25 protein-coding genes are annotated in these 24,706 nt (G+C 64.5%); 19 read left to right on the top strand and 6 right to left on the bottom strand.

The genetic code is table 11. The features are described from left to right. The first annotated feature begins 1 nt into the window (after window position 1). Complete coding sequence (locus JL811_RS15035) at window positions 2-847, top strand: sugar phosphate isomerase/epimerase family protein (RefSeq protein ID WP_202689514.1); 846 nt, start codon at window positions 2-4, stop codon at window positions 845-847. Window positions 848-868: 21 nt separating this feature from the next. On the opposite strand, the gene JL811_RS15030 is transcribed toward JL811_RS15035, so the two are convergent. Next, on the bottom strand, window positions 869-1,594 hold the full coding sequence (locus JL811_RS15030; RefSeq protein ID WP_237684986.1) for a GntR family transcriptional regulator: 726 nt from the start codon (window positions 1,592-1,594) through the stop codon (window positions 869-871). Between the two features lie 163 nt (window positions 1,595-1,757). On the opposite strand from JL811_RS15030, the gene dctP reads away from it, so the two are divergent. From dctP to JL811_RS14970, 12 genes are all read left to right on the top strand, one after another. After that, on the top strand, window positions 1,758-2,774 hold the full coding sequence (dctP, locus tag JL811_RS15025) for a TRAP transporter substrate-binding protein DctP (RefSeq protein ID WP_202689513.1): 1,017 nt from the start codon (window positions 1,758-1,760) through the stop codon (window positions 2,772-2,774). A gap of 89 nt (window positions 2,775-2,863) precedes the next feature. Beyond that, window positions 2,864-3,442: a TRAP transporter small permease gene (locus tag JL811_RS15020; RefSeq protein WP_237684985.1), complete on the top strand. Its 579-nt coding sequence runs from the start codon at window positions 2,864-2,866 to the stop codon at window positions 3,440-3,442. Then, window positions 3,439-4,734, top strand: coding sequence for a TRAP transporter large permease (locus tag JL811_RS15015; RefSeq protein WP_202689511.1), 1,296 nt, complete (start codon window positions 3,439-3,441; stop codon window positions 4,732-4,734). The genes JL811_RS15020 and JL811_RS15015 overlap by 4 nt, the downstream gene beginning before the upstream one ends. A 28-nt stretch (window positions 4,735-4,762) precedes the next feature. Continuing rightward, window positions 4,763-5,695, top strand: coding sequence for a dihydrodipicolinate synthase family protein (locus JL811_RS15010; protein ID WP_202689510.1), 933 nt, complete (start codon window positions 4,763-4,765; stop codon window positions 5,693-5,695). A 100-nt stretch (window positions 5,696-5,795) separates the two neighbouring features. Beyond that, on the top strand, window positions 5,796-6,107 hold the full coding sequence (locus JL811_RS15005; protein ID WP_202689509.1) for a hypothetical protein: 312 nt from the start codon (window positions 5,796-5,798) through the stop codon (window positions 6,105-6,107). Window positions 6,108-6,530: 423 nt separating this feature from the next. Further along, window positions 6,531-7,718: a CaiB/BaiF CoA transferase family protein gene (locus JL811_RS15000; protein WP_202689508.1), complete on the top strand. Its 1,188-nt coding sequence runs from the start codon at window positions 6,531-6,533 to the stop codon at window positions 7,716-7,718. Continuing rightward, complete coding sequence (locus tag JL811_RS14995) at window positions 7,718-8,500, top strand: enoyl-CoA hydratase (protein WP_202689507.1); 783 nt, start codon at window positions 7,718-7,720, stop codon at window positions 8,498-8,500. Before JL811_RS15000 ends, JL811_RS14995 begins: the two co-directional genes overlap by 1 nt. 85 nt (window positions 8,501-8,585) lie before the next feature. Next, window positions 8,586-9,500: an NAD(P)-dependent oxidoreductase gene (locus JL811_RS14990; protein ID WP_202689506.1), complete on the top strand. Its 915-nt coding sequence runs from the start codon at window positions 8,586-8,588 to the stop codon at window positions 9,498-9,500. A gap of 14 nt (window positions 9,501-9,514) precedes the next feature. After that, the gene (locus JL811_RS14985) at window positions 9,515-10,432 is read left to right on the top strand and encodes an amidohydrolase family protein (protein ID WP_202689505.1); all 918 of its coding nucleotides are present in this window, start codon (window positions 9,515-9,517) and stop codon (window positions 10,430-10,432) included. Between the two features lie 39 nt (window positions 10,433-10,471). After that, complete coding sequence (locus JL811_RS14980) at window positions 10,472-11,467, top strand: TRAP transporter substrate-binding protein (protein WP_202689504.1); 996 nt, start codon at window positions 10,472-10,474, stop codon at window positions 11,465-11,467. A gap of 143 nt (window positions 11,468-11,610) precedes the next feature. Next, window positions 11,611-12,225 carry a TRAP transporter small permease subunit gene (locus tag JL811_RS14975; protein WP_202689503.1) on the top strand — a complete coding sequence of 205 codons (615 nt, stop codon included), beginning with the start codon at window positions 11,611-11,613 and terminating at the stop codon, window positions 12,223-12,225. A 5-nt stretch (window positions 12,226-12,230) separates the two neighbouring features. Further along, window positions 12,231-13,505 (top strand): TRAP transporter large permease, encoded by a 1,275-nt coding sequence (locus JL811_RS14970; protein WP_202689502.1) that lies wholly within the window; start codon window positions 12,231-12,233, stop codon window positions 13,503-13,505. A 58-nt stretch (window positions 13,506-13,563) separates the two neighbouring features. On the opposite strand, the gene nagA is transcribed toward JL811_RS14970, so the two are convergent. From nagA to JL811_RS14950, 4 genes are read right to left on the bottom strand one after another with little or no spacing between them, the layout of a single operon-like run. After that, the gene (gene nagA, locus JL811_RS14965; protein ID WP_202689501.1) at window positions 13,564-14,730 is read right to left on the bottom strand and encodes an N-acetylglucosamine-6-phosphate deacetylase; all 1,167 of its coding nucleotides are present in this window, start codon (window positions 14,728-14,730) and stop codon (window positions 13,564-13,566) included. A gap of 1 nt (window position 14,731) precedes the next feature. Then, the gene (locus JL811_RS14960; RefSeq protein WP_202689500.1) at window positions 14,732-15,757 is read right to left on the bottom strand and encodes an SIS domain-containing protein; all 1,026 of its coding nucleotides are present in this window, start codon (window positions 15,755-15,757) and stop codon (window positions 14,732-14,734) included. Further along, complete coding sequence (locus JL811_RS14955) at window positions 15,754-16,545, bottom strand: GntR family transcriptional regulator (RefSeq protein WP_202689546.1); 792 nt, start codon at window positions 16,543-16,545, stop codon at window positions 15,754-15,756. Before JL811_RS14955 ends, JL811_RS14960 begins: the two co-directional genes overlap by 4 nt. Continuing rightward, window positions 16,545-17,378, bottom strand: a complete 834-nt coding sequence (locus JL811_RS14950; RefSeq protein ID WP_202689499.1) for a glucosamine kinase nucleotide-binding domain-containing protein — start codon at window positions 17,376-17,378, stop codon at window positions 16,545-16,547. Before JL811_RS14950 ends, JL811_RS14955 begins: the two co-directional genes overlap by 1 nt. A gap of 153 nt (window positions 17,379-17,531) precedes the next feature. On the opposite strand from JL811_RS14950, the gene JL811_RS14945 reads away from it, so the two are divergent. The 6 genes from JL811_RS14945 to JL811_RS14920 all read left to right on the top strand — a co-directional run bounded on the left by JL811_RS14945 (window position 17,532) and on the right by JL811_RS14920 (window position 23,629). Beyond that, complete coding sequence (locus JL811_RS14945) at window positions 17,532-18,407, top strand: N-acetylmuramic acid 6-phosphate etherase (RefSeq protein WP_202689498.1); 876 nt, start codon at window positions 17,532-17,534, stop codon at window positions 18,405-18,407. A 51-nt stretch (window positions 18,408-18,458) separates the two neighbouring features. After that, on the top strand, window positions 18,459-19,712 hold the full coding sequence (locus JL811_RS14940; RefSeq protein WP_202689497.1) for an ABC transporter substrate-binding protein: 1,254 nt from the start codon (window positions 18,459-18,461) through the stop codon (window positions 19,710-19,712). Between the two features lie 95 nt (window positions 19,713-19,807). Further along, window positions 19,808-20,728: a carbohydrate ABC transporter permease gene (locus JL811_RS14935; protein WP_202689496.1), complete on the top strand. Its 921-nt coding sequence runs from the start codon at window positions 19,808-19,810 to the stop codon at window positions 20,726-20,728. Between the two features lie 9 nt (window positions 20,729-20,737). After that, window positions 20,738-21,583 carry a carbohydrate ABC transporter permease gene (locus JL811_RS14930; RefSeq protein ID WP_202689495.1) on the top strand — a complete coding sequence of 282 codons (846 nt, stop codon included), beginning with the start codon at window positions 20,738-20,740 and terminating at the stop codon, window positions 21,581-21,583. After that, complete coding sequence (locus tag JL811_RS14925; protein WP_202689494.1) at window positions 21,580-22,602, top strand: Gfo/Idh/MocA family protein; 1,023 nt, start codon at window positions 21,580-21,582, stop codon at window positions 22,600-22,602. Before JL811_RS14930 ends, JL811_RS14925 begins: the two co-directional genes overlap by 4 nt. 28 nt (window positions 22,603-22,630) lie before the next feature. Further along, entirely contained in the window at window positions 22,631-23,629 is a 999-nt protein-coding gene (locus JL811_RS14920; protein ID WP_202689493.1) for an ABC transporter ATP-binding protein, read from the top strand. A gap of 24 nt (window positions 23,630-23,653) precedes the next feature. Here JL811_RS14920 and JL811_RS14915 read toward each other — a convergent pair whose 3' ends face one another. Further along, window positions 23,654-24,682, bottom strand: a complete 1,029-nt coding sequence (locus JL811_RS14915; protein WP_202689492.1) for an aldo/keto reductase — start codon at window positions 24,680-24,682, stop codon at window positions 23,654-23,656. Window positions 24,683-24,706: the final 24 nt, after the last annotated feature.

The raw sequence follows: 24,706 nt of genomic DNA, 5'->3' as shown, positions 1-24,706 counted from the left end.
CTTGCGCGATTTCAGCCGCGATCTTTCGGCGCTGGCGCTGAATACGGCAACGCTGGGCCATAATGTCGAGGGCGCCGGGGCGGGCTGGACGCCGGAACGGGTGATCGACGCCTGCGCCGCGCGCGGCTATGGCGGGGTCGTGTTCTGGCGGCGCGAGATCGGCACAAGGGCCGCCGCAATCGGCAATCATGCACGGGCCGCAGGGCTGCGCGTCGCAGGCCTGTGCCGCACGCCCTATCTGGTGGGCCGCGATGCGCCGCAGGATCTGGACGAGGCGCGCGCCAGCATCGACATGGCGGCCGAACTGGCTGCACCGGTGCTGACCCTTGTCACAGGCGGCACCGAACCCGGCAGCAAGGGCACGGCGGAAACTGTCGCGCGCCTTGCCGACCGGATTGCCGAACTCGCCCCCCACGCGGCAGATGCCGGGGTCGCGCTGGCGCTGGAGCCGCTGAACCCGATGTTCGGCGGCAACCGGACCTGCCTGTTCACCGTCGCCGATGCGCTGGCGGTTTGTGATCGCGTCGGTGCGCCGAATCTTGGCATCGCGGTCGATGTCTATCACGTCTGGTGGGACCGGCTGCTGGCGCAAAGCCTTGCCGCCGCGCAGGGCCGGGTGCTGGGCTATCATCTGTGTGACTGGTTGGAAAATACGTCCGATATGCTGCTGGACCGGGGCATGATGGGCGACGGCATTGCCGATCTGCGCGCGATCCGGGGCATGGTGGAAGGCGCGGGTTATGTCGGGCTGTGCGAGGTCGAGATCTTTTCGGCCCGCAACTGGTGGCGGCGCGACCCCGATGAGGTGCTGGACGTGATCGTGGACCGCTTCCGGCGCTGCTGCTGACGCGGCCAGATGCGGGCCGCTTCAGCCCCGGACCGAACCGCCCAGTGCCAGTGTCAGAGACTGGTTGATATGAAAGGACAGCGCGGCGGTGACCGCCTCGGCCCGGCCTTCCAGCAGGGGGCGCAGGAAATCCAGATGCTCCCTGATGACACGGGTTGCATTCTGGCGCGTCACCCGGACACGGGATTGCGCGGCCATGCGGATCTTGATGGCTGTGACGCGATAGACGTTGGAAATCAGCTTGTTGTCCATCGCCTCGACCATCTGGCCATGCATGTCCCAGTCGAATAGCTGGAAATCGCGCAGGAATTCGGCCTGATCCCCGGCGCTTTCGTCGGTCAGCCGGTCCTGTGCCGCCTCATGCCATCTGATCCAGCCGGTGACGGTGGCGCGGTCCAGCCGTTCACACAGATCAGGCACCATGCCCAGTTCGATCAACCGGCGCATCTGATAGGCTTCGCGCACGAAACTGACATCCAGACTGGGCACCATGATCCCGCGCTGCGGCAGGGTCTGCAGCAGTCCCTCGGCCTCGAACCGGGGGATCGCCTCGCGCACCGATCCCAGCGTTCCGCCCGTCAGCTCGACCAGTTCACGCTGCGAGATGATCTGCCCCGGCCGCAGGCGGCCCCAGTTCAGCAGATCCTCGATCCGGTCATAGGCCTGCTGGCGCAGCGAGGTTTCCCCGGCGCCTCCGGTCGTGGCGCGGCGCAGGGCGGTGGGTGGCAACGCCATCGGTTCAGTCATCTGTCACTTCCGTAACCTATTGCTAACATCACTCTAACATGTTACGCGGGGCATGGTAAGCGCTTTCCTGTCGGTTTCCGCATTCCGATGACAACAGCAACAGAACGAGCCCGATCTGAACGGGAAAGCGCCCGCGACGCCATTTCTGGGAGGAGTAGACAAGATGATGAAACAGATGAAACGCCGGGCATTCCTTGCGACGACGGGCGCGCTGGCGCTGGCCGTGGCCGGGTTCTCGGCCCAGCCTGCCGCAGCGCAGGATCGCCCCGTGATCCGCATGTCCACCCCGGCCTCGGACACCGATCAGCGCTCGGTCGCGCTGGCCACGGTTTTCGGCCCGGCCATTGCGGAATTCGCGGATTACCAGCCGCATTACAATGCGTCACTGATCGCGCAGGGGTCTGAACTGGAAACCATCGCCACCGGCGATCTGGAAATGTCCATCGCCTCGGCGCAGGAACTGGCCAATTTCTTCCCCGAATTCTCGATCTTCGCGACCGGCTATGTCCATCAGAGCGCGGACCATCAGGTGCGGGTGTTCAACGACCCGCTGATGGATCCGTTCAAGCAGAAGGTCGAGGATGAACTGGGCGTCAAATTGTTGGCCGTCATGTATCTGGGCAAGCGCCATGTGAACCTGCGCTTTCCCCGGTCGGAACGCGATGTGATGACCCCGGCCGATCTGGCGGGCGTCAACCTGCGGATGCCGGGCTCTGACGCATGGATGTTCCTTGGCCGCGCCATCGGGGCGAACCCGACGCCGATGGCCTTTACCGAGATCTATACCGCGCTGCAGACCGGATCGGTTGACGGGCAGGACAATCCGCTGCCGACGGTCGTGGATGCCAAGTTCTATGAGGTGACGAAACAGGTCAGCCTGACCGCGCATCTGGTCGATCTGAACTATATCGCCTTCTCCAAGGAATTGTGGGACAGCCTGCCCGCAGAGCAGCAGGCCACCGTGCAGAAAGCGGCCGAGGATGCCGCCGAGGCCGGGCGTCAGGCCCAGATTGCCAAGGAGGAAGAACTGGTCGCCTTCCTGACCGAACAGGGCCTTGATGTCTATGAGCCCGATCTGGCAGCCTTCCGCAGCCATGTGCAGGAGCAATATGTCGGTTCGGAATTCGCGGCCTCATGGCCTGAAGGCGTGCTGGACCAGATCAACGCGCTTGGCGACTGATCTGATCTGAATAACGGGGCCGGGGCCGTCAGGCGCCCGGCCCTGTCCCCGTCTGCGCACCCCCGATGCCGCCTGCCGGAGTGTCCCGCTTGTCCCGTTTGCAGACCCTGTTCCGCCATTCGACCGAGGCTGTTGCCGCAGCCCTGATGGCGGCCATGTTCGCGACCTTCATCCTGCAGGTCGTCGTGCGCTATGCGGCACGGCTGGACTGGGTGGCGGTGAACATGCCGTGGTTTCAACCCTCCAGCTTTGGCTGGACGCTGGAATTCTGTCTTGCGATCTGGGTCTGGCTGATCTTCTGGGGCAATGCCTTTGTCGTGCGCGATCAGGATCATGTGACGTTTGACATTCTTTATACCACGGTGCCGCCCGGGGTCCGTCGCGGCTTTGCCATCGTGGCGGGGCTGGCGATTGCGGTGGCCCTTCTGGCCTCGATCGCCGCGACATGGGACCGCTTTGCCGTGCTGCGGCTGAAACGGACGGCCACATTGGGTGATCTCTTCGGTGACTGGATCCGGATGCGTGACATCTATCTGATCTACATCATCTTTCTGATCGCGGTTCCGCTGCGCTATTTCTGGGCGGTCTGGCGGGCCTTCCGTTATGGGGTTGAGGAACCGGTGCTGCCCGGCGTGGTGCCGCCGGTTGAGGGAAGGCAAGGCAAATGAGCTTCGAATTTCTGCTTTGCCTGACCATCCTGATGGGGCTGGCGGCCATCGGTGCCCCCATTGCCTATGCGATCCTGACCGCCTCGCTGGTCTATCTTATGGCCGCCGGTCAAAGCATCGGGATGAGCGGCAAGATCCTGATGGACGGGCTTTATTCCGGCTTCATCCTGCTGGCGGTGCCGCTGTTCATTGTGGCGGCCAATATCATGAATGCGGGCACGGTGTCGGACCGGCTGCTGCGCTTCTGTGTGGCGCTTGTGGGCCGGTTCCGGGGCGGGCTGGGCCACGTCAATGTTCTGGCCTCGCTGGTCTTTTCCGGCATGTCGGGATCGGCGGTGGCGGATGCGGCGGGGATCGGCAAGCTGATCATCGAGATGATGGTGAAATCGGGCCATTACACGCGCGGCTATGCGGCGGCGATCACGGCGGCCTCGGCCACGATCGGGCCGATCATCCCGCCCTCGATCCCGATGGTGCTTTATGCGCTGGTCTCGAACACCTCCATCGGCTTCCTGTTTCTGGCGGGTATCGTTCCGGGCCTTCTGATGGGGGCGGTCCTGATGCTGATGAATGCGCTGATTTCCCATCGTCGCGGTTTCGCGCGGGATGAACCCGTGCCCCTGCGTGAACTGCCGCGCCTGACGCTGGATGCAGGGCCTGCGCTGCTGATGCCTGCGATCCTGCTGTATGGCATCTATGGCGGCGTCACCACGCCGACCGAGGCCGCCGCCGTCGCCGCTTTCTACGCGCTGATCCTTGCCGCGGTCTTCTACCGCTCACTGAGCCTTGCCGGGTTTTACGAGATCCTCGTCTCCAGCGCCCGGTCGTCGGCAGCGGTGGGTCTGGTGATCGGCGGGGCGCTGATCCTGAACTATATTGTCGCCTCCGAGAATATCCCCGATGTCGTGGCGCGCACGCTGGTCGGGCTGGACATTCACCCGCTGGTCTTTCTGTTGTGCGTCAATCTGCTTCTGCTTCTGCTGGGCTGTTTTCTGGATGCGACAACGATCATTCTGGTCATCATCCCGCTGTTCATCCCGTCCTGCCGCGAGCTGGGGATCGACCTTGTGCATTTTGGCGTGGTTGCCGTCGTCAACTGCATGATCGGCCTCATTACCCCGCCTTACGGGATCCTGCTGTTCGTCATCAGCGCCGTATCGCGCATCCCGCTGGGAGAGATCATCCGCGAGATCTGGCTGTTTCTGGGCGTGCTGGTCGCGGCCCTGCTGGCGATGATCCTGATCCCCGATATCACCCTGATGCTGCCCCGCGCCTTCGGCTACGAAGGCTGACCCACCAAAACCCCCAAGGAATTCTGAAATGCCGCATGCGATGCAAGGTATCTTTCCGGTCGTGATCACGCCCTTTCACGCCGATGACCGGATCGACTGGGACGGTTATGCCCGTCTGATCGAGTGGTATATCGACAATGGTTCGCATGGGCTGTTCGCGGTCTGCCAATCCTCGGAAATGCTGTTCCTGACGCTGGAGGAACGCTGCGCATTGGCGCGTTTCACCATGGAGCGGGTCGCGGGTCGCGTGCCGGTCGTGGCCTCGGGCCATATTTCCGACGGGGTTGAAGACCAGAAGGCCGAATTACGCGCCATGGCCGAAACCGGCGTCGATGCGGTGGTTCTGGTCACCAACCGTCTGGCCGGGCGGGATGAGGACAGCAGCACCTTCCGCGCCCGGATGGACGATCTGCTGGCCGCGCTGCCGACTGACACCGCGTTGGGGCTTTACGAATGTCCCGCCCCCTATCGCCGTCTGCTGACCGATGACGAGGTGCGTTTCTGCGCCGAAAGCGGGCGCTTTGCCTTTCTCAAGGACGTGACCTGCGATCTGGAGCATCTCAAGCGCCGTCTGGCACTGGTTGCGGGGACGCCCTTGGCGATCAACAATGCCAATGCCGCGATTGCATGGCCTGCGATTCAGGCGGGCGGGCATGGCTTTTCCGGGGTGATGAACAATTTCCATCCCGATCTTTACCGCTGGCTGATGGATCACGGCCGCGCCCATCCCGACCTTGCGGCGGAACTGGACACGTTCCTTGTGCTGTCAGCCATGTCCGAGGGCATGGGCTATCCCAAACTTGCCAAGCATTTCCACCGCCGGATCGGCACCTTTGCCGATGTCCACAGCCGCACCATTCCCTATGACATCGCCGAACGGCATTGGGCGGTCGAGGTGGTGCTGGATCATATCATCGAAGGGGCGGACCGCTTCCGCGCAAGGATCGCGGCACTGGGCTGAAAGGCCCCGGCGGGGCAGGCGGGGCCTGTTTCACAAGGTGGACTTGAAAATGTTCCCGTTATGTTCTATATTGGATCTGTTCCGATAAAGGACATGACCCATGGAAGATGCACCCGTCGCCCTGCCCGCCCAGACCCTGCCCGCCACGCCCCGCCAGATCGCCTATGCGCGGTCGCTGGCCTTGCGCAACCGGACACTGTTGCCGCCCGAGACGCAGCAGGACCGCCGCGCGCTCAGCCGCTGGATCGAGGCGCAGGCGCGGATGAAGCCGAATTCGGCCTTCGATCATCTGCCCTCATCGCGGCAGGTGGCCTTTGCCGAACGACTGGCCCGCATCAAGCGCCGTGCCGTGCCCGGGGAATGTTTCCGTGACAAGCTGCTGATGTCGAAATGGATCGATGGCAATCGCTGAAGGCGCGGCGGGGCTGATCCCCGAGCACCTGTGCCGCACCCTTGCCGGAGGTCCACTTCTGAACCTCCTTCGCTGTGGCACGGCCTGACCGGTGCCGCCCGCTGCCGGGCCCCGAATCAAGGCATCCGTCCCTGTGCGGACAGCGCCCCCGCCCGGATGGCGGGCGCGACGCTGCCCTTTCACCGCTTCCAATCCCGCCACGAAATCCTGTGCCTGCGCCATGCAGGGCCAGTGCCTTCGTCTGTCCGGCGCGGGGTTCAGCGGTCTCGGATTCGGGTTGCCTGTGTATCATATACGATATACAACTTGGGTTCCTGAGGCTGACCGGGCCGGATGACGGGGTAACCGCGCGCCAGACAGGCGCGTTGGCGCCGTCCGACAGCCCGCACAGGCCCTCGGGAGGAGGACCAATAGGAGGGGAGTATGGCGATGGCACTGCCGCTGGCGGGCATTCGGGTTCTGGATATTTCGCAGGTGATGGCAGGCCCGTTCTGCTGCATGCTGCTGGCCGATATGGGCGCGGATGTCATCAAGATCGAGCCGCCCGAAACCGGGGATTCCACCCGTCAGTCCATGGGGTTCCGCCTGAAGGGCGACGACAGCCCCGGATTTCTGGCGCTGAACCGCAACAAGCGCAGCATCGCGCTGGACCTGAAATCACCCGAGGGGCGCGAGACGCTTTATGCGCTGGTCAAGACCGCCGATGTGCTGGTCGAAAACGCCCGCCCCGGTGTCGCCGCCCGTCTGGGCATGGATTACGACACGCTGAGTGCGATCAATCCGCGTCTGATTTATGCCAGCATCTCAGGCTTTGGCCAGACCGGTCCCTGGGCGCAGCGCCCGGGCTTCGATCTGATCGCGCAGGCGGTGTCCGGCATCCTCAGTTCCAACGGGTTCGAGGGGATGGAGCCTGCCAAGAACTCGATCCCGGTCGCGGATCTGGGGGCGGGGCTTTTCGCCTGCTATGCGATTCTCAGTTCGGTGATCGGACGCTCGGTTTCGGGGCAGGGGCAGTTCATCGACGCATCCTTGTTCGAGGCGGCCATGGCCCTGTCGGTCTGGGAAACGACCGAGCTTTGGGGCACGGGCAAATCGCCGGTTCCGATCGGGTCGGCCAATCGTATGTCGGCGCCTTATCAGGCGGTCAAAGCCTCGGACGGCTGGTTTGTGATCGGGGCGGCCAATCAGGGGCTCTGGCTGCGGATGATCGCCGCGATGGGCATCGACCATCTGCAAGAGGATGCGCGGTTTTCCACCAATGCCGCGCGCGTTGCGAACCGTGTTGTGCTGATCGACGAACTGGCGCCCACCTTCGCGGGCAAGACCCGCGACGAATGGATCGCGGTGCTGCAAGAGGCGGGCGTGCCCGCCGCGCCGATCCTCGATTATGCCGAGGCGGTGGACTGCGAACAGGCCATTGCGCGCGAGATGGTGCAGATGGTGCCGCATCCGGTCGAGGGCGAATTCCGCGCCCTTGGCTTTCCGGTGAAGATGAGCGCGACACCGCAGCAGATCCGCCATCCGCCGCCGCTGCTGAATGAACATGACGCCGAGATCCGTGCCGAACTGGCGCAGAAGGGGCTTCTGGATGCCAAGCGGGGTGCGGCCTGATGTCGGACCCCCGGATCCATCTGGAAAAGGACGGCGCGATTGCGCGGATCCTGTTCGACAATCCCGGCGCGCATAATGCGCTGACCTCGGGCATGTGGCAGGATCTGGCGACGGCGGCGCGGGATGTGACCGCCGATCCGTCGATCCGGGCCGTGATCTTCCGGGGCGTGGGCGGCAAGGCCTTCGTCTCGGGCACCGATATCTCGGGGTTTGCCAAATTCACCTCTGGCAATGACGGGCTGGAGTATGAACGCAGGGGCGATGCCTGCATGCGGGCGCTGGATGCGATACCGGTCACGACCATCGCGGTGGTCGAGGGCTGGGCCGTTGGGGGCGGGCTGAACATCGCTGCTGCCTGCGACTTCCGCATCGCGACACCGGGCGCGCGGTTCGGCTGCCCGATCGGGCGCACGCTGGGCAATTGCCTGTCGCCGCTCAGCATCGCGCGGGTCGGCGGCACGATGGGTGCGGCCATAGCCCGCCGCATGGTTCTGCTGGGGGAAATCATCGAGGCCGAGGAACTGAAGGCCAGCGGGTTCCTGCTGGATATCGTGGCCAAGGAGGCGCTGGACGCGCGGATCGAGGCGCTGTGCCAGCGCGCGGTCGAGAATGCGCCCCTGACGACACGTTCGTTCAAGGAAGTGTTGCGCCGCATGACGCTGGAAACCCTGCCCGAGGCCGATGACCTGATGGCCGAGGTTTATGGCAGCGACGATTTCCGGCTGGGGGTGCAGACCTTCCTGTCAAGGACCAAGGTCCTGCCGGAATGGTCGGGCCGCTAGGCGCATGCACGGGCCGGGACATCCCGGCCGCCCCCGGAACAAGGCTTGGGGGCAGGCAGACAGAATTGAACCGGGGAGGAATGACATGACGCAAACGGAACGTCCGCGTATCGGCTTCATCGGCATCGGCCTGATGGGCGAGGCAATGGTGCGCAACCTTCTGGACCGGGGCTATGCCGTCACGGTCTGGAACCTTGAGCCCGAGCGGCTGAACACCGTGGTGCCGCATGGCGCGGTGGCGGCGGACAGCCCCGCCGCCGTGGCGAAGGCCAGCGATATCGTCATGCTCTGTGTGCTGAACATGGATGCGGTCGAACGCTGCATCTTTGCCGAGGACGGGGTTGCCGCTGCTGGCAAAGGGCCGCGCGTCGTCGTCGATTTCTCGACCGCCGATCCCGAGGGCACCCGAAAGGCCGCCGCGCGCCTGCGGGACATGACCGGCTGCGGCTGGGTCGATGCGCCGGTTTCGGGCGGCCCGCAGCTTGCCCGCAACGGCACGATGACGGTGATGGCGGGCGGAGATGCGGCCGATTTCGAAACCGTCCGCCCCGTGGTCGATCAGATGGCGGGCAACCTGACGCTGATGGGGCCGGTCGGTGCCGGTCAGACGACCAAGATCCTCAATCAGGCGATTGTCGGCACGGGTTATGTGCTGATGGCCGAGGCGCTGATCCTGGCCGAGGCGGCGGGGATCGACGCGGCGCAACTGCCTGCCTGTCTGGCGGGGGGGCATGCCGACAGCAGCTTGTTGCAGCGGTTATATCCGCAAATGCAGCAGCGCGCCTTTGATCCGCCCAACAGCTATGCAAGGCAATTGCTGAAGGATCTCAAGGCTGTATCGGCATTTTCGCAGGGGCTTGGGCTGGACCTGGGCGTCATCGAGAAAGGCGTTTCGCAGTTCAAGGACTATGTCGCCCTTGGCCATGAGATGACTGATTCCGCCGGGGTGGTGAAGCTTTACGAACATAAGGCCAGCCAGCGCGACGCGGCCAAGGGCTGAAGGGGGAACACCGCATGACCGATCAACCCCTCCGCCCCAAGGCCGTCATCGACGCGCATCATCATATCTGGGATCTGCGCAACGATCTGCCATGGCTGAAGGACGAGCGTATTCCGTTCCGCTATGGCGATTATTCGTCGATCTGCGTCGATTACATGCCCGAGGATTACCGCGCCGATACCGCAGGCTGGCCGATTGCCGGTTCGGTCTATGTCGAGGCGGAATGGAACCGCGCCAAGGCCGCCGAGGAAAGCCGCTGGGTGGCCGAGATTGCCGCGCGCTCGGGCGTGCCCACGGTGATGGTCGGCTGGTGCGACCTGGCCGATCCCGGCGCGGCCGAACTGCTGGCGGAGCACGCGAAGATCTCAATCCTGCGCGGGATCCGTCACAAGCCTGCCGCCGTGGCCACCCCTGCCGAGGCAAGGCGCGGTGCCAAGGGCTCGATGGATGATCCGGTCTGGCGTGAGGGCTATGCGCTCTTGGAACGGCACGGCATGTCCTATGACCTGCAGACGCCCTGGTGGCATCTGGATGCCGCCGCCGACCTGGCGCGGGATTTTCCGGCCACCAACCTGATCATCAACCATACCGGTCTGCCCGCCGACCGCAGCCCCGAGGCGCTGGCGGCATGGCGCGCGGCGCTGGAGACGGCCGCCGCGCAACCCAATGTGGCGATCAAGATTTCCGGAATCGGACAGCCCGGTCTGCCCTGGACGGTCGAGTCGAACGGCCCGATCATCCACGACGTTCTGGCGATCTTCGGCACGGATCGGGCGATGTTTGCCAGCAACTATCCGGTTGACCGGCTGGGCGGCGGCTTCGACACGATCTTTTCGGGTTTTTCCACCGCAACCGCCCATCTGCCCGAGAAACAGAGGGCGGGTCTGTTTCACGACAACGCGGTGCGCGTCTACAGACTGCCGGACGCATAAGACAAAAAGCGCAGTCAAATCAAGGAGGAGGAAACTATAATGCACAAAAGACAGATGCTGAAATCCATGGCTGCGGCGCTTGCGCTGTCGCTGGGTGTGTCCTCGGCGCAGGCCGATGTGACGATCCGCTATGCCCATGTCGGGTCCGAAGGCGATATCCAGTACTGGTATGCCGAGGAATTCGCCAAGCGCGTGGCCGAACGCACCGAAGGCCGCGTGACGGTTCAGGTCTTCCCGAACTCGCAGCTTGGCGGCGCGCAGGAAACCGTCGACGGCGTGCGCAGCGGCGCGATCCCGCTGGCGCATCATGAATTCGCCTCGCTGGCCCGGCTGTTGCCCGATATCGCGGCCTTTGCTGCCCCCTTCGCCTATCGCGACGGACGGCACGCCATGGCCGCGACCGATCCCAACAGTTCCGAGGTTATGCAGGATCTGTCGCAGCAACTGGTGGATGCGGCCAATATCCGCGTGATCGGGCGGCTTTACCGGGGTGCGCGGCAGATGACGGCGAATATGGCGGTCTATTCGCCCGCCGATCTGGAAGGACAGCGTTTCCGGGGCGTTCCGCTGCAACTCTGGACGACGATGATCAACGGCATGGGCGCGATCCCGACCCCGGTCGAGGTTGCCGAACTGCCGACAGCCCTGTTGACGGGCATGGTGATCGGGCAGGAAAACCCGCTGACCATGATCAACGCCAACAAGCTTTTCGAAGTGCAGACCCATGTGATGCTGACCGGTCATATGCAGAACGTGCTGCCGGTCTTCATCAATGAGGATGCATGGCAGTCGATCCCCGAGGCCGACCGCGCCATCGTTGGCGAAATCGCCGCTGAAATCGGTGAGGAAACCCTGGAAATGGGGCTGAAGGCCGAGGTCGACCTGATTGATGAGCTGAAGGGCAAGGGCATGACCTTCATCACCGAGGCCGATGGTCTGAAGGTTGAGGAATTCCGCACTTCGGTCGGCGCCGAAGTGGCCAAGGACTTTCCGACCTGGGCACCGCTGATCGAGCGGATCCAGGCCATCGAGTGACCTGACCCCGGGTCATCTGAAACCGGGGGGGCGGCGCGCAATCGTGCCGCCCCTTTGCCCCGTTCCATGCGCCCGTTTCGTTCCCCCGCTTCATTTCGCCGTTTCGTTCCATCGTGCCCTTCCAGCCGTCAGGAGACCACGCCGTGCAAGCCCCCCCCTCCGGTCCCGATGTTCCGGCGGCCGTCACCGCAACCGATGGCCGCGCCTATGCCATCGACCGCATGATCGAGCCTGTCCGCTGGGTGTTCCGCCTGACCAGCCTTGTGGTTCTGGCGACGCTGATCGCGCTGCCCTTCATTCAGGTCGTGCTGCGTGAAGTCCTGTCGACCCCGATCGTGGGCGTCGAGGAGTTGACCCGCTTCATGCTGATCTGTTCGGTGTTTCTGGCCTTTCCCTATGTGGTTTCGGCGGGGGCCAGCATCCGGATGGAAGAGATCCTGGCCTTCCTGCCGTCCCGGATCATCGTGATCGTGCGGTTCTGCACCTCGCTGATCGCGATTGCGGCTTTCGCGATCCTTGCCTTTGCAAGCCTTTATGCGATCAGCCGCAACATGGACAATGCCACGCCCACGCTGGGCATTCCCTATTACATCTTTTTCGGTGCGGCCTTTGCGGGCTTCACCATGACCTGCGTCGAATGCCTGATCCAGTTGTTCAAGGCGCTGCAAGGGCAACCGCTTTACATCACCTTCCGGCAAGAACAGGAACCGCCGCAGGAGTTCGACATCACCTTCGATCCGATGGGCAAGGGGAACTGACAGCCATGGCTCTGATCCTCATCCTTGCCTTCGTGGTGTTCTTCATTCTGGGCTTTCCGGTGGTCGTGGCGCTGGCCGTTCCCGCGATGGTCTATGTCCTCTATTCGGGCTTTCCGACCGAGATGATGGCGCAGCGCATGACCTATGCGCTGGATTCCTTTCCACTGGTCGCGGTGCCGGTCTTTATCTTCGTCGGCAGCCTGATGAATCAGGCCGGCATCACCGGCCATATCTACCGCTTCGCTCAGGTTCTGGGCGGGCGCGTTCCGGGCGGGCTGGCGCAGGTCAATGTCATCGGCTCGCTGGTCTTTTCCGGCACATCCGGTGCGGCGCTGGCCGATATCAGCGGGTTGGGCCGCATTCAGGTGCGCGCCATGGTCAATGCCGGGTTTTCGCCGCCCTATTCGGCGGCGGTCACCGGGGCTTCGGCACTGGTCGGGCCGATCTTTCCGCCGTCGATCCCGCTGGTGATCTATGGATCGGTGACCAGCGTGTCCATCGTGCAGCTTCTGGTGGCGGGGATCCTTCCCGCGATTCTGTTCATCCTGTTTCTGATGCTGGTCGTCGGCTGGATCGCCATCCGCAACAACCATCCAAGGTCAAGCCGCTGGCCGACTGTGGCCGAGGTCTGGACCGCCTTCCTGCCCGCCGCCCCGGCGCTGTTTGCGCCGATCCTGCTGGTGGGCGGCATGTTGCACGGGTTGTTCACCCCGACCGAGGCGGCATCCGTCACCGTGGCCTATGTGCTGGCCATTGCGCTGTTCTTCTATCGCGGTCTGACATGGCAGCGGCTGGTCTTTGCGCTGTTCGAGACGGTCAAGACCACCTCGGCGGTGCTGATCATCGTCTCGGCCGCTGCGCTGTTCGGCTGGGTCATGGCGGTGGAACAACTGCCCCAGACCTTCACCCGCACGCTGCTGACCCTGTCGACCGATCCGCTGATGCTGCTGTTCATCGCGAATGTGCTGCTGCTGGTCGTCGGCATGTTTCTTGACAGCACGACCGCCACGCTGCTGGTCGCGCCGCTGATCGCGGCGCCGCTGGTGATGGCGGGGGTTGATCCGGTGCATCTGGGCATTGTCTTCATCTTCAACCTGATGATCGGGCTGTTGACGCCGCCCTTGGGTCTTGCGCTCTTCATGCTGTCCGATATCGCCAAGGTCTCGATGTGGACAGTGCTGCGCGCGGTGGTGCCCTTCTATATCCCGCTGTTCCTGATGCTGTTCGTGCTGACGATCTGGCCGGATCTGTCGCTGTGGCTGCCGCGTATGCTGCGCTGAGGGATGGGGCAGGGACGCGTGAAAAGGGGGCAGGGTTTCGGCGCTGCCCCCTTTGTCGTCAGGGACCGGCAGCAGGGACGGCCCAGCCCATCCCCGACCAGACCCGGGACAGCGACCAGTCCTGCGGGTTCAGCAGCACCAGTTCCGCCGCCCGCCCCGGCGCGATCCGGCCCAAGGCCGCGCCGATCACCTCGGCGGGGATACGGGAGGACATGGCCAGCGCGCGGGCAGGGTTGATGCCAACCTGCCCGGTCAGAACCCCGATGGCCTGCGCCATGGTCAGATCGGCCCCGGCCAGCGATCCGTCAGCAATTTCCAGCCGCCCGGCATGGCGGCGGATCGGACGGCCGTTCAGCAGGATCTCGGTCAGGTCCGTTCCGGCAAAGGCCATGCAATCGGTGACAAGGAACATCCCCCCCGGCCGCAGGGTCAGCGCCAGCCGCAGGGTTTCGGGATGGACATGGATGCCGTCCGCGATCACCCCCGCCGCGATATCGCCGCCAAGCACCGCGCCCACCAGTCCCGGTTCGCGATTGCCCAGCTGGCTCATCGCGTTGAACAGATGCGTGGCGCAGCGCGCGCCTGCCGCGATGGCGGCCTGTGCGGTGTCATGGCTGCAGTCGCTGTGGCCCAGACTGACCACCGCACCTGCCCGGGTCAGGGCGGCAATCTGTTCGGGGGTCGCGCTTTCAGGGGCCAGCGTCACCATCAGCGCGGGCAGGGCCGCCGCCGCCGCGCATAGGCGGCTCAGGTCATCGCCGTCCATCGGGCGGATCAGTGCGGGATCATGCGCGCCCTTGCGGCGCGGATCCAGATGCGGGCCTTCCAGATGCAGGCCCAGAAAGCCCGGAACACCCGAGGCCGCCGCCGCGATCCCGGCCTCGATCACCCGCGCGGTCACCTCGGCCCGGTCGGTGATCAGCGTGGGCAGCACGCCCGCGCAGCCATGCCCGCGATGGATGGCGCAGATATTCGCCAGATCCTGCAGGCGCGTTTCGGGGCCGATCTGATGCCCGCCCGCGCCATTGATCTGCAGATCGACAAAGGCCGGGGCCAGCACGCCGGTAACCCGTTCCACCGCATCCCCGCCCTGAGGCAGATCGGCCTCGGGGATGATCCCGGCGAGGACGCCCGCGTCGATCCGCAGCGCGCAGCCGTCATGGAAGCTGTCGCCGTCAAAGATACGCGCGCCGGTCAGGAAGCGGGTGGAATTCGCCTCGGTCATCCTACACCGTCTCGGTCACTTTGCGCAGATGCGGCGGCGTGTCGGGATCGAAGCCGCGCCTGCGGGCCAGTTTCTCGACAAAGGCATAGAAGGCCGCGATGGCGACCAGTGGCGCCACGATAGGATGCAGGCCGGAAACGGCGGGCAGCCGCGTCGTGCCGGGCACATCCGCATGGGTGACAAAGACATCCGCCCCCTGTGCCGCCAGCCGTTCAGCGGTGGCGCGCAGTTGCGGCAGGGCGGCATCCTCGATCCCCAGAGCCAGAACCGGGAACTGCGCCTGCACGATGGCGGCGGGGCCGTGCAGCACCTCGGCGGCGCTATAGGCCTCGGCATGGATGCCGCAGGTTTCCTTGAATTTCAGCGCCATTTCGCAAGCCGTGGCAAAGGCGGGGCCGCGCCCCAGAACATAGGCCGATTGCGCCCGCACCAGCCGCGCGGCCAGCGGATCCCAGTCCAGCGCCACAGCAGCGGCCAGCGCCTCGGGCAATCCGGCCACGGCGGCGCGCAGGTCCGCATCATCCCGCCATTCGGCCAGCAGCGACAATCCGGCCAGCACACTGACCACGAAGGTCTTGGTTGCCGCGACGCTTTTTTCCTCACCGGCGCAAAGCGGCAGGCAATGGCTGCAGGCCCCGGCCATCGGGCTGTCGGCATGGTTCGTCACCGCGATGGTCAGCGCGCCATTGCTGCCTGCGCTGTGCATCATCTCGACGATATCGGGGCTGCGGCCCGATTGCGAAATGCCGATGCAGACCGCGCGTTCCAGCCGCAGCGGGCGGTGATAGATTGAGGCGACCGAGGGCCCGACCGAGGCGACGGGCAGGCCCGCCTCAAGTTCAAACGCATATTTCAGATAGGTCGCGGCATGGTCCGAAGACCCCCGCGCCACTGTCACCCCAAGTGCCGGATCAGCATGGCGCAGGGCCTCGGCTGCAGCGGCCACGGCATCGCGGGAAGTGTCCAGAAACCGCTGTGCCGCCTCGGGGATTTCGGCCACTTCGCGGGCCATGTGGCTGATCGTCATTCTTCGGTCCTTTCCTGCGCCGGGACGGTCGCCCCGGGCGCGAGTTTGAGTTCTACGGCGAAGTCATAGGCATCGCCGCGATAGAGCGAGCGGGTGAATTCCACGACCTTGCCCGAGGGCAGATAGGAAATCCGCTCGATCTTCAGCCCGGCCACGCCGGGGGTGACCTGCAGCAGGGCGGCATCGCGCGCGCCGACATTGGCGGCGGTGATCCGCTGCACCGCGCGCACGGGCCGCTGTCCGCGCGCCTCCAATGCGGCATAAAGGGATCCGGTGACCGCCTCGGGCTCCGGCAGCACCGTGGCGGGAAGCGAGGCGCGTTCGATGGCCAGCGGCAGGTCGTCACTGCGGCGCACGCGTTCCAGCCGGGCCACGCGGTCATCGGCCCCCAGCCCCAGTGCCATCACCTCTTCCGGCGATGGCACATGCAGCCCGCGCGCCAGCCAGATGCTTTCGACCTGACGGCCCCGCCTTGCCATATCCTCGGTGAAGGAGGTCAGCAGCGACAGCGCCTGTTCCAGCCGCTCGACCTTGGGCGCGACGAAAGTGCCCGATCCGCGTCGCTGCACCAGTTGCCCCGAGGCCACCAGTGCCTCGACCCCCTTGCGGACGGTGACGCGGGAAAGGCCGGTCATCACCGCCATTTCCCGTTCGGCAGGCAGGCTGTCACCGGGTTTCAGCCGCCCCGAGGCGATGGCGGCGGCGATGCGGCGATGCAGTTGCAGATAAAGCGGGCCGCTGCCCGCCTCGTCGAATCCCTGAGGAGAAAACAGCGCCTCTTCGTCCATCATCCCGCCCCCTGCGCCAGCAGCAATGCGCCGTCCAGCCCGCTGCCCAAGGGCGCGCGGATGTCCCAGCACCGGGCAAGCCGGGCGGCATAGGCCCCGGCCAGCCCGCCCAGAAAGACGACCGGCAGGGGGGGATCCGTCTGCAACCGGTTGATCATCGCGCGGACAACCATCACGGCATCGGTCATGATCCGTTCGGCGGCAGGGTCATCGCCTTGCAGCAGTTTCGGGGCGAATTGCGCGAATTCTGCCGGACTTGCCCGCAGGCTGAAAGCGATCACACCCTCGGCGCCGCCATGCCCGTCCAGCACCGATTGCAAAAGCGGTGTCATCGGCGCGAAACCATCCTCGGCGCGCAGCGCCTCGGCCAGCAGGGCGCGGCCCAGAACGGCACCGCTGCCCTCATCCCCCAGCACGAACCCGCGCCCGCCGAATTGCCGGAATGTGCCCTTGTGGCTGAGCCCGAAGACCGAACCTGTTCCCATCGCCGCCACGATCCCGTCCGCGCCGCGCAGCGCGCCGACGGTCGCGGTCATCGCATCCGAAACGATGCGGTGGCGGGCGAAGGGCAGGCCGGCGGAGAGTTGTGCCGCCGCCCTGGACACATTCGCTCCGGCCAGCCCCAGCACCGCAGAAACCCGGGCCGGATCGACGCCGCCCGCCGCATCCAGCGCGGCGTTTGAGGCTGTCAGGATATTGGCCAGCGCCCCTGCGGTATCGGTCGAGATATTGGCAGGCCCCGCCGCGCCACGCCCCAGAATCCGGCCCTGCGCATCGCAAAGCGCCGCCCGGCATCCGGTTCCACCCCCGTCAATTCCCAGAAATACCTGCATCCTGCCTCCGTATTGCGAATAAGATACCAAAATAATACCAGATGGAAAGTAGGAAGTTTTTCCTGCGTAAACTGGCCTAAAAAGGCGTAGGCGAACAACGGACTTTACAAGTGGTATTGTTTTGGCATTATCGAGGGGCAAGGGGGGAATCATATGACGTCATCGCCGACCGAAGCGCGCCATCCCGATTCTGTGGGACTGCATGCCCGTCCTGCGGCCGAGATTCTGACGGCCCTGCTGCAGGCGCAGGCGGCGGCGCTGGCGGTGGTCGGCCCGGCAATCCCGGCGCTGTTGCGTGCCGCCGAGGCCGGGGCAGAGGCGCTGCGCCGGGGCGGGAGGCTGGGCTATGGCGGGGCGGGGTCGTCGGGGCTGATGGCGCTGGCCGATTGTCTGGAACTCGCGGGCACATTCGGCATTCCGCCCGAGCGCACCCCGATGCTGTTTGCCGGGGGGGCTGCGGCGCTTTTGCACATGACGGGCACTGTCGAGGATGATCCGGCGTTGGCGCTGGCTGATCTGGACCGCTCGGGCCTGACGGCGGGGGATGCGGTGTTCGTCCTCTCCGCCTCAGGCCGCACGCCCTATGCGCTGGCGCTGGCGCTGGCCGCGCGCGACAGGGGTGTGAGGGTCGTGGGCTTTGCCAATGTGGCCGGGTCGCCGCTGGCGGATCTGTCCGATATCGCCGTGCTGCTGGACAGCGGGCCCGAGGTGGTTTCGGGATCAACCCGGATGGGGGCGGGCACGGCGCAGAAGGTGGCGCTGAACATGGTGTCCACCCTGATCGGGATTCATCTGGGCCATGTCCATGACGGATACATGGTCAATCTGGTGGCCGACAATGCCAAGCTGACCGACCGGGCGGCGCGGATCGTGGCCGATCTGGCGCAGGTGCCGCGCGACCGTGCCGAGGCGGCGCTGGCCCGGACCGGTGGCGCGGTGAAACCGGCCATACTCGTGGCGCAGGGACACAGCCCCGGGGCGGCGGCGGATCTGCTGACCGTGACGGGCGGGCGGCTTCCGCCCCGGTGACAGACCATGCAACCAACGGGCCACCAAAGGCCCGACAACAGGGAGACGACGATGAAAAGAACGATCCAGTTTGCGCTTTTGTCCAGCACGATGCTGGCGGGGGCCGCAACCGCACAGACCACGCTGACCATCGAAAGCTGGCGCAATGACGATCTGCAGATCTGGCAGCAGACCATCATTCCGGCCTTCGAGGCGGCGCATCCCGATATCAAGGTCGTGTTCTCGCCCAGTGCGCCGGCGGAATACAACGCGGTGCTGAATTCCAAGCTGGATGCCGGATCGGCGGGTGATCTGATCACCTGCCGCCCCTTTGACGCCTCGCTGGAACTGTTCAACAAGGGCAGTCTGGCCGATCTGACCGATCTGCCCGCGATGGCCAATTTCTCGGATGTCGCGAAATCGGCATGGCAGACCGATGACGGTTCCGCCACCTTCTGCGTGCCGATGGCCTCGGTCATCCATGGCTTCATCTACAACAAGACCGCGTTTGAAGAGTTGGGCCTGACGCCGCCGAAAACAGTGGATGAGTTCTATTCGGTGCTGGATGCGATCAAGGCGGATGGCAATTACATCCCGATGGCGATGGGCACGGCGGATCAATGGGAAGCGGCGACCATGGCCTATCAGAATATCGGCCCGACCTATTGGAAGGGGGAGGAGGGTCGCCGGGCGCTGATCGCCGGGGAACAGAAACTGACCGAAGAGGGCTGGGTCGAACCTTTCCGCCAGCTGGCACGCTGGAAGGATTATCTGGGCGACGGGTTCGAGGCGCAGACCTATCCCGACAGCCAGAACCTGTTCACGCTGGGCCGTGCCGCGATCTATCCGGCCGGATCATGGGAAATCGGCGTCTTCACCCCGCAGATCGACGGCGCCTTTGAAATGGGGGCCTTTGCACCGCCCGTCGCCGCCGAGGGCGATACCTGCTATATCAGCGACCATACCGATATCGCGCTGGGGCTGAATGCCGCCTCGCCCAATGCCGAGGCCGCGCGGACCTTCCTTGAATGGACAGGCTCGCCGGAATTCGCAACGCTTTATGCCAATGCGCTGCCGGGGTTCTTCAGCCTGAATTCGACCCCGGTCGAGATGACCGACCCGCTGGCGCAGGACTTCGTCAGCTGGCGCAGCAGCTGTGAGCCGACGATCCGGTCCACCTATCAGATCCTGTCGCGCGGCACGCCCAATCTGGAAAACGAGACCTGGAATGCCAGTGCCAATGTGATCCGTGGCACCGAAACGCCCGAGGCGGCGGCCGAACGGCTGCAATCGGGGCTGGCAAGCTGGTACGAGCCGCAGAAGTAAGCGGCAGGGCCGGAACCGGGCCGGCGGCACCCGGGGGGCTTCGCGCCCCCCGGACCCCCTGCGGGATATTTGGGAACAGATGAAGAGGACAGAGCATGGCGGCGGGCAGGCCTGTGCGTTGGCATATCGCGGTTTTTCTGGCGCCTGCGGTGCTGGTCTATACCACCATCATGATCATCCCGCTGTTCGGGACGTTGAACCTGTCGCTGTTTACTTTTGACGCGGCGGGGCAGCGCGTTTTCGCGGGGCTGGCCAATTTCCGCACCCTGTTCGGCGATCCACGCTGGTCCGATGCGTTCTGGAACGCGCTGGGCAACAATGCCTGGTTCTTTCTGGTGCATATGCTGGTGCAGAACCCGATCGGCATTGCGCTGGCGGCGCTGCTGTCCTCCCCCCGGCTGCGCATGGCTGCCTTTTACCGCACGGCGATCTTCATTCCGACGATCCTGAGCTTTGTGATCGTCGGTTTCGTGTGGAAGCTGATCCTGTCGCCGATCTGGGGCATTGCACCCGACATGCTGGATGCGGTGGGGCTGAAGGCGCTGTTTGCGCCATGGCTGGGGAAAGAGGAATACGCCCTGACCACGCTGGCGCTGATCTCGGTCTGGCAATTCGTGGGCATCCCGATGATGCTGATCTATGCGGCGATGCTGTCGATCCCCGATGAGGTGATCGAGGCGGCCGAGATGGACGGCGTCACCGCCTGGTCGCAATTCTGGAAGATCAAGCTGCCGCTGATCCTGCCTTCGATCGGCATTATCTCGATCCTGACCTTTGTCGGGAATTTCAACGCGTTCGATCTGATCTATGTCAGTCAGGGCGCGCTGGCCGGGCCGAATTTCGCAACCGATATTCTGGGCACCTTCCTGTATCGCACCTTCTTTGGGTTCCAGTTGCAACTGGGTGATCCGCATATGGGGGCGACGATTGCCACGGCGATGTTCGGGATCATTCTTGTCGGGGTCTCGGTCTATCTTTTCGCGATCCAGACGCGGCTGCGCCGCTATCAGTTCTGAGGTCCGCAGATGAGCATCGCCCGAAACCAAGGCACCCTGACGCGCAGCATCGCCGCCCATGCGGCGCTGCTGACCTGGACCGTGATCGCGCTGTTTCCGGTCTTTGTCATCGTCATCAACAGCGTCAAGTCGCGCCGCGTGATCTTTGCCGATCCGCTGGCGCTGCCGACGGCGGAAACCTTTGATCTGGTGGGTTATCAGACCGTTCTCGCGCAGGGGGATTTCCTGCTTTACTTCACCAATTCGATGATCGTGACCATGGCCAGCCTGTTTTTCGTGCTGCTGTTCGGGGCCATGGCCGCCTTCGCGCTGAGCGAATACCGCTTTCGCGGCAATTTGCTGATGGGGCTGTATCTTGCGCTGGGGATCATGATTCCGATCCGGCTGGGCACGGTGGCGATCCTGCAGATGATGGTGGCGACGGGGCTGGTCAATACGCGCACGGCGCTGGTGCTGGTCTATACCGCGCAGGGGCTGCCGCTGGCGATTTTCATCCTGTCGGAATTCATGCGCAATGTGTCATCCGATCTGAAGAATGCAGGCCGGATCGACGGGCTGAGCGAATATACCATCTTTTTCCGGCTGGTCCTGCCGCTGGTGCGCCCGGCCATGGCGACGGTCGCGGTGTTCACGCTGATCCCGATCTGGAACGATCTGTGGTTCCCGCTGATCCTTGCCCCGGGAGAAAGCGTCAAGACGATCACGCTGGGCAGTCAGGTCTTCATCGGGCAGTTCGTCACCAACTGGAACGCCGTTCTGGCCGCGCTGTCGCTGGCCATCGTGCCGGTGCTGGTTCTCTATCTGATCTTTTCCCGGCATCTGATCCGGGGCATCACCGCAGGAGCCGTCAAATGATCCGCACGCTTGTCGCCGGACTGGGAAACATGGGGCGCAGCCATGCGCTGGCCTGCCACAAGGATCCGGCCTTTGATCTGGTGGGGCTGGTCAACCGGTCCGCCGTCGATCTGCCCGCCGATCTGCAGTCCTATCCGCTGATGGCCGATTACCGCGCAGCCCTGGCCGAGCTGAAGCCCGATCTGGTCTGCATCGCGACCTATTCCGACAGCCATGCCGAATATGCCATCGCGGCGATGGAGGCGGGCGCGCATGTTTTTGTCGAAAAGCCGCTGGCGACCACGGTGGCCGATGCCGAACGGGTGGTTGCGGCGGCGCAAAGGCTGGGGCGCAAGCTGGTCGTGGGCTATATCCTGCGCCATCACCCAAGCTGGCAGCGCCTCATCGCCGAGGCGCGGGACATGGGCGGGCCCTTTGTGTTCCGGCTGAACCTGAACCAGCAGTCCAGCGGCCTGACATGGGAGGTGCACAAGGCGCTGATGCAGACCACGCCGCCCATCGTGGATTGCGGTGTGCATTATGTCGATGTGATGTGTCAGATCACCGATGCCGCCCCGGTGGAGGTGCGCGGCATGGGGCTGCGTCTGTCCGATGAAATCGCGCCGGATATGTATAATTACGGCCATTTTCAGGTGCTGTTCGAAGATGGGTCCGTCGGCTGGTATGAGGCGGGCTGGGGGCCGATGATGTCGGATACCGCGTTTTTCGTGAAGGATGTGGTTTCCCCGCGCGGCGCGGTCTCGATCCGGATGCCCGATATTGCGCGGTCCGACGATATCGACACCCATACCAAGACCAGCACCTTGCGTGTGCATCGCGTGGGTCAGGCGCATGAGGATCTGGATATGGCGGATGAGCCCGGCCATCAGGATCTGTGCGACCGCGAACAGGCCTTTGTCGCCCGCGCGATAGCCGAGGATCTGGACCTGACCCGCCACATGACCGATGCGGTCCGTTCGCTGGCGGTCTGCCTTGCGGCGGATGAAAGCGTGCGCTCCGGGCAGCCGGTGAAACTGTGACGGTTCCAACCATGAAGGAGGGCTGCCCATGGGCGCGTTGACCTTGACCAATGTCACCAAATCCTTTGGCAGCACCGATGTCATCAAGGGCGTCGACCTGCAGGTGGAACATGGCGAATTCTGCGTCTTTGTCGGCCCCTCGGGCTGCGGCAAATCCACGCTTTTGCGCATGATCGCGGGGCTGGAGGACGTGACCGGCGGCGATGTCATGATCGACGGCGAACGGGTGAATGACCGCGCCCCGGCCAAGCGTGAAATCGCGATGGTGTTCCAAAGCTATGCGCTTTACCCGCATCTGGATGTGCGCGCCAATATGGGGCTGGCGCTGAAACAGGCGGGCGTTGCGCGGGATGAGATCCGCGCCATGACCGACAAGGCGGCCGGAATGCTGTCGCTTGACGCGCTGATGGACCGGCGCCCTGCCGAATTGTCGGGCGGGCAGCGCCAGCGGGTTGCCATCGGCCGCGCCATCGTGCGGCGGCCCAAGCTGTTTCTGTTCGATGAACCGCTGTCCAATCTGGATGCCGCGCTGCGCGTCCAGACAAGGATCGAGATTGCCCGCCTGCACCGTGAACTGGGGGCGACGATGGTCTATGTCACCCATGATCAGGTCGAGGCGATGACACTGGCCGACCGGATTGTGGTGCTGCGCGCGGGTCGGGTGGAACAGGTGGGCGCACCGATGGATCTGTACAAGGATCCGGCGAATACCTTCGTGGCCGGGTTCATCGGCAGTCCACAGATGAATTTCCTGAAGGGCGCGGCCCTGGGGATGCGGTCCGAAACGGTGGGCCTGCGCCCCGAACATCTGCGCCCTGACAACGATGGGCCGATTTCCGGCAGTGTCAGCCATGTCGAGAAACTGGGCGGCGAAACGCTGGTCTATGTCACGACCGAGGCGCATGGCTTGCTGACCCTGCGCCTGTTTGGGGAGCATGACTATGATGTGGACAGCGTGCTGCGGCTGGGTTTCGATGCGGCGCGCGCCTTTCATTTCGGTGCCGATGGCCTGCGCCTGCGTGACTGACGCAGGCGCAGGCCGGTCCGGTATTCAGCCCACGGGCGCGTCGTCGCGCAGCAGCCCGTCGGTTTTCAGATCGGACCAGAGGGCTGCGGGGATCACCGCCTTTGCGGCGGCCAGATTGGCCTCCATCTCCTGCACGCCCTGCCCGCCGGGGATGACCGAAACCACCGCAGGATGGCAGAGCGGGAAGCGGAAGGCGGCATCGACCATCCGCACGCCATGGGCGGCGCAGACCGCCTCAATGCGCGCGACACGGTCAAGGATCGGCTGCGGGGCGGGGTTGTAATTGTAGAACGCCCCGGGCCGCGCGCCGGTGGCAAGGATGCCCGAATTGTAGGGGCCGCCCAGCACGATGCCGATTCCCCGCGACTGGCAAAGCGGCAGGAAGCTGTCCAGCGCCTCCTGTTCCAGCAGCGTGTAGCGACCGGCCAGCAGGAACAGGTCGAAATCGCCCCGCTCGGCCAGCCATTGGCAGGATTGCCATTCGTTCAGCCCCGCCCCGAAGGCGCGGATCACGCCTTCGTCGCGCAGGCGCAGCAGGGCGCGGTATCCGCCCCCGATGAATTCGGTCAGTTTGGCCTGCAACACCTCGGCGCTGCCATGGTTGAAGAGGTCGATGTCATGGCCATACAGAATGTCGATCCGGTCCACGCCCAGCCGTTCCAGCGAGAATTCGACCGACCGCAGCACCGCATCATGACCGTAATCATAGACCTCGCGGCGCGATGGCACCTCGAACCATTTGCCGATCCCGTCGCGGGTGTCCGGGGTGGCGGCCTGCAAAAGCCTGCCGACCTTGGTGGACAGCACATACTCGTCCCTCGGCTTGCCGCGCAGAAAGCGGTTCAGCCGCGTTTCGGACAGGCCCATGCCATAAAGCGGCGCGGTGTCGAAATGGCGCACGCCCCCGGCCCATGCCGCCTCCAGCACCGCCTGCGCCTCGGCATCGCTGATGGCGCGGTAAAGATTGCCCAAGGGCGCGGTGCCGAAGCCCAGTTCGGTAAAGGTCAGCCCGCCATTGCCCAGACGGTCCCAGACGCGTGTCGCTATTGTCATGTCATCCTCCATATGCTGACATGT

It is taken from the genome of Szabonella alba (assembly GCF_016765775.1).
GTDB classification, from domain to species: domain Bacteria; phylum Pseudomonadota; class Alphaproteobacteria; order Rhodobacterales; family Rhodobacteraceae; genus Szabonella; species Szabonella alba.
This window is presented reverse-complemented; position numbering and strand designations above follow the sequence as displayed.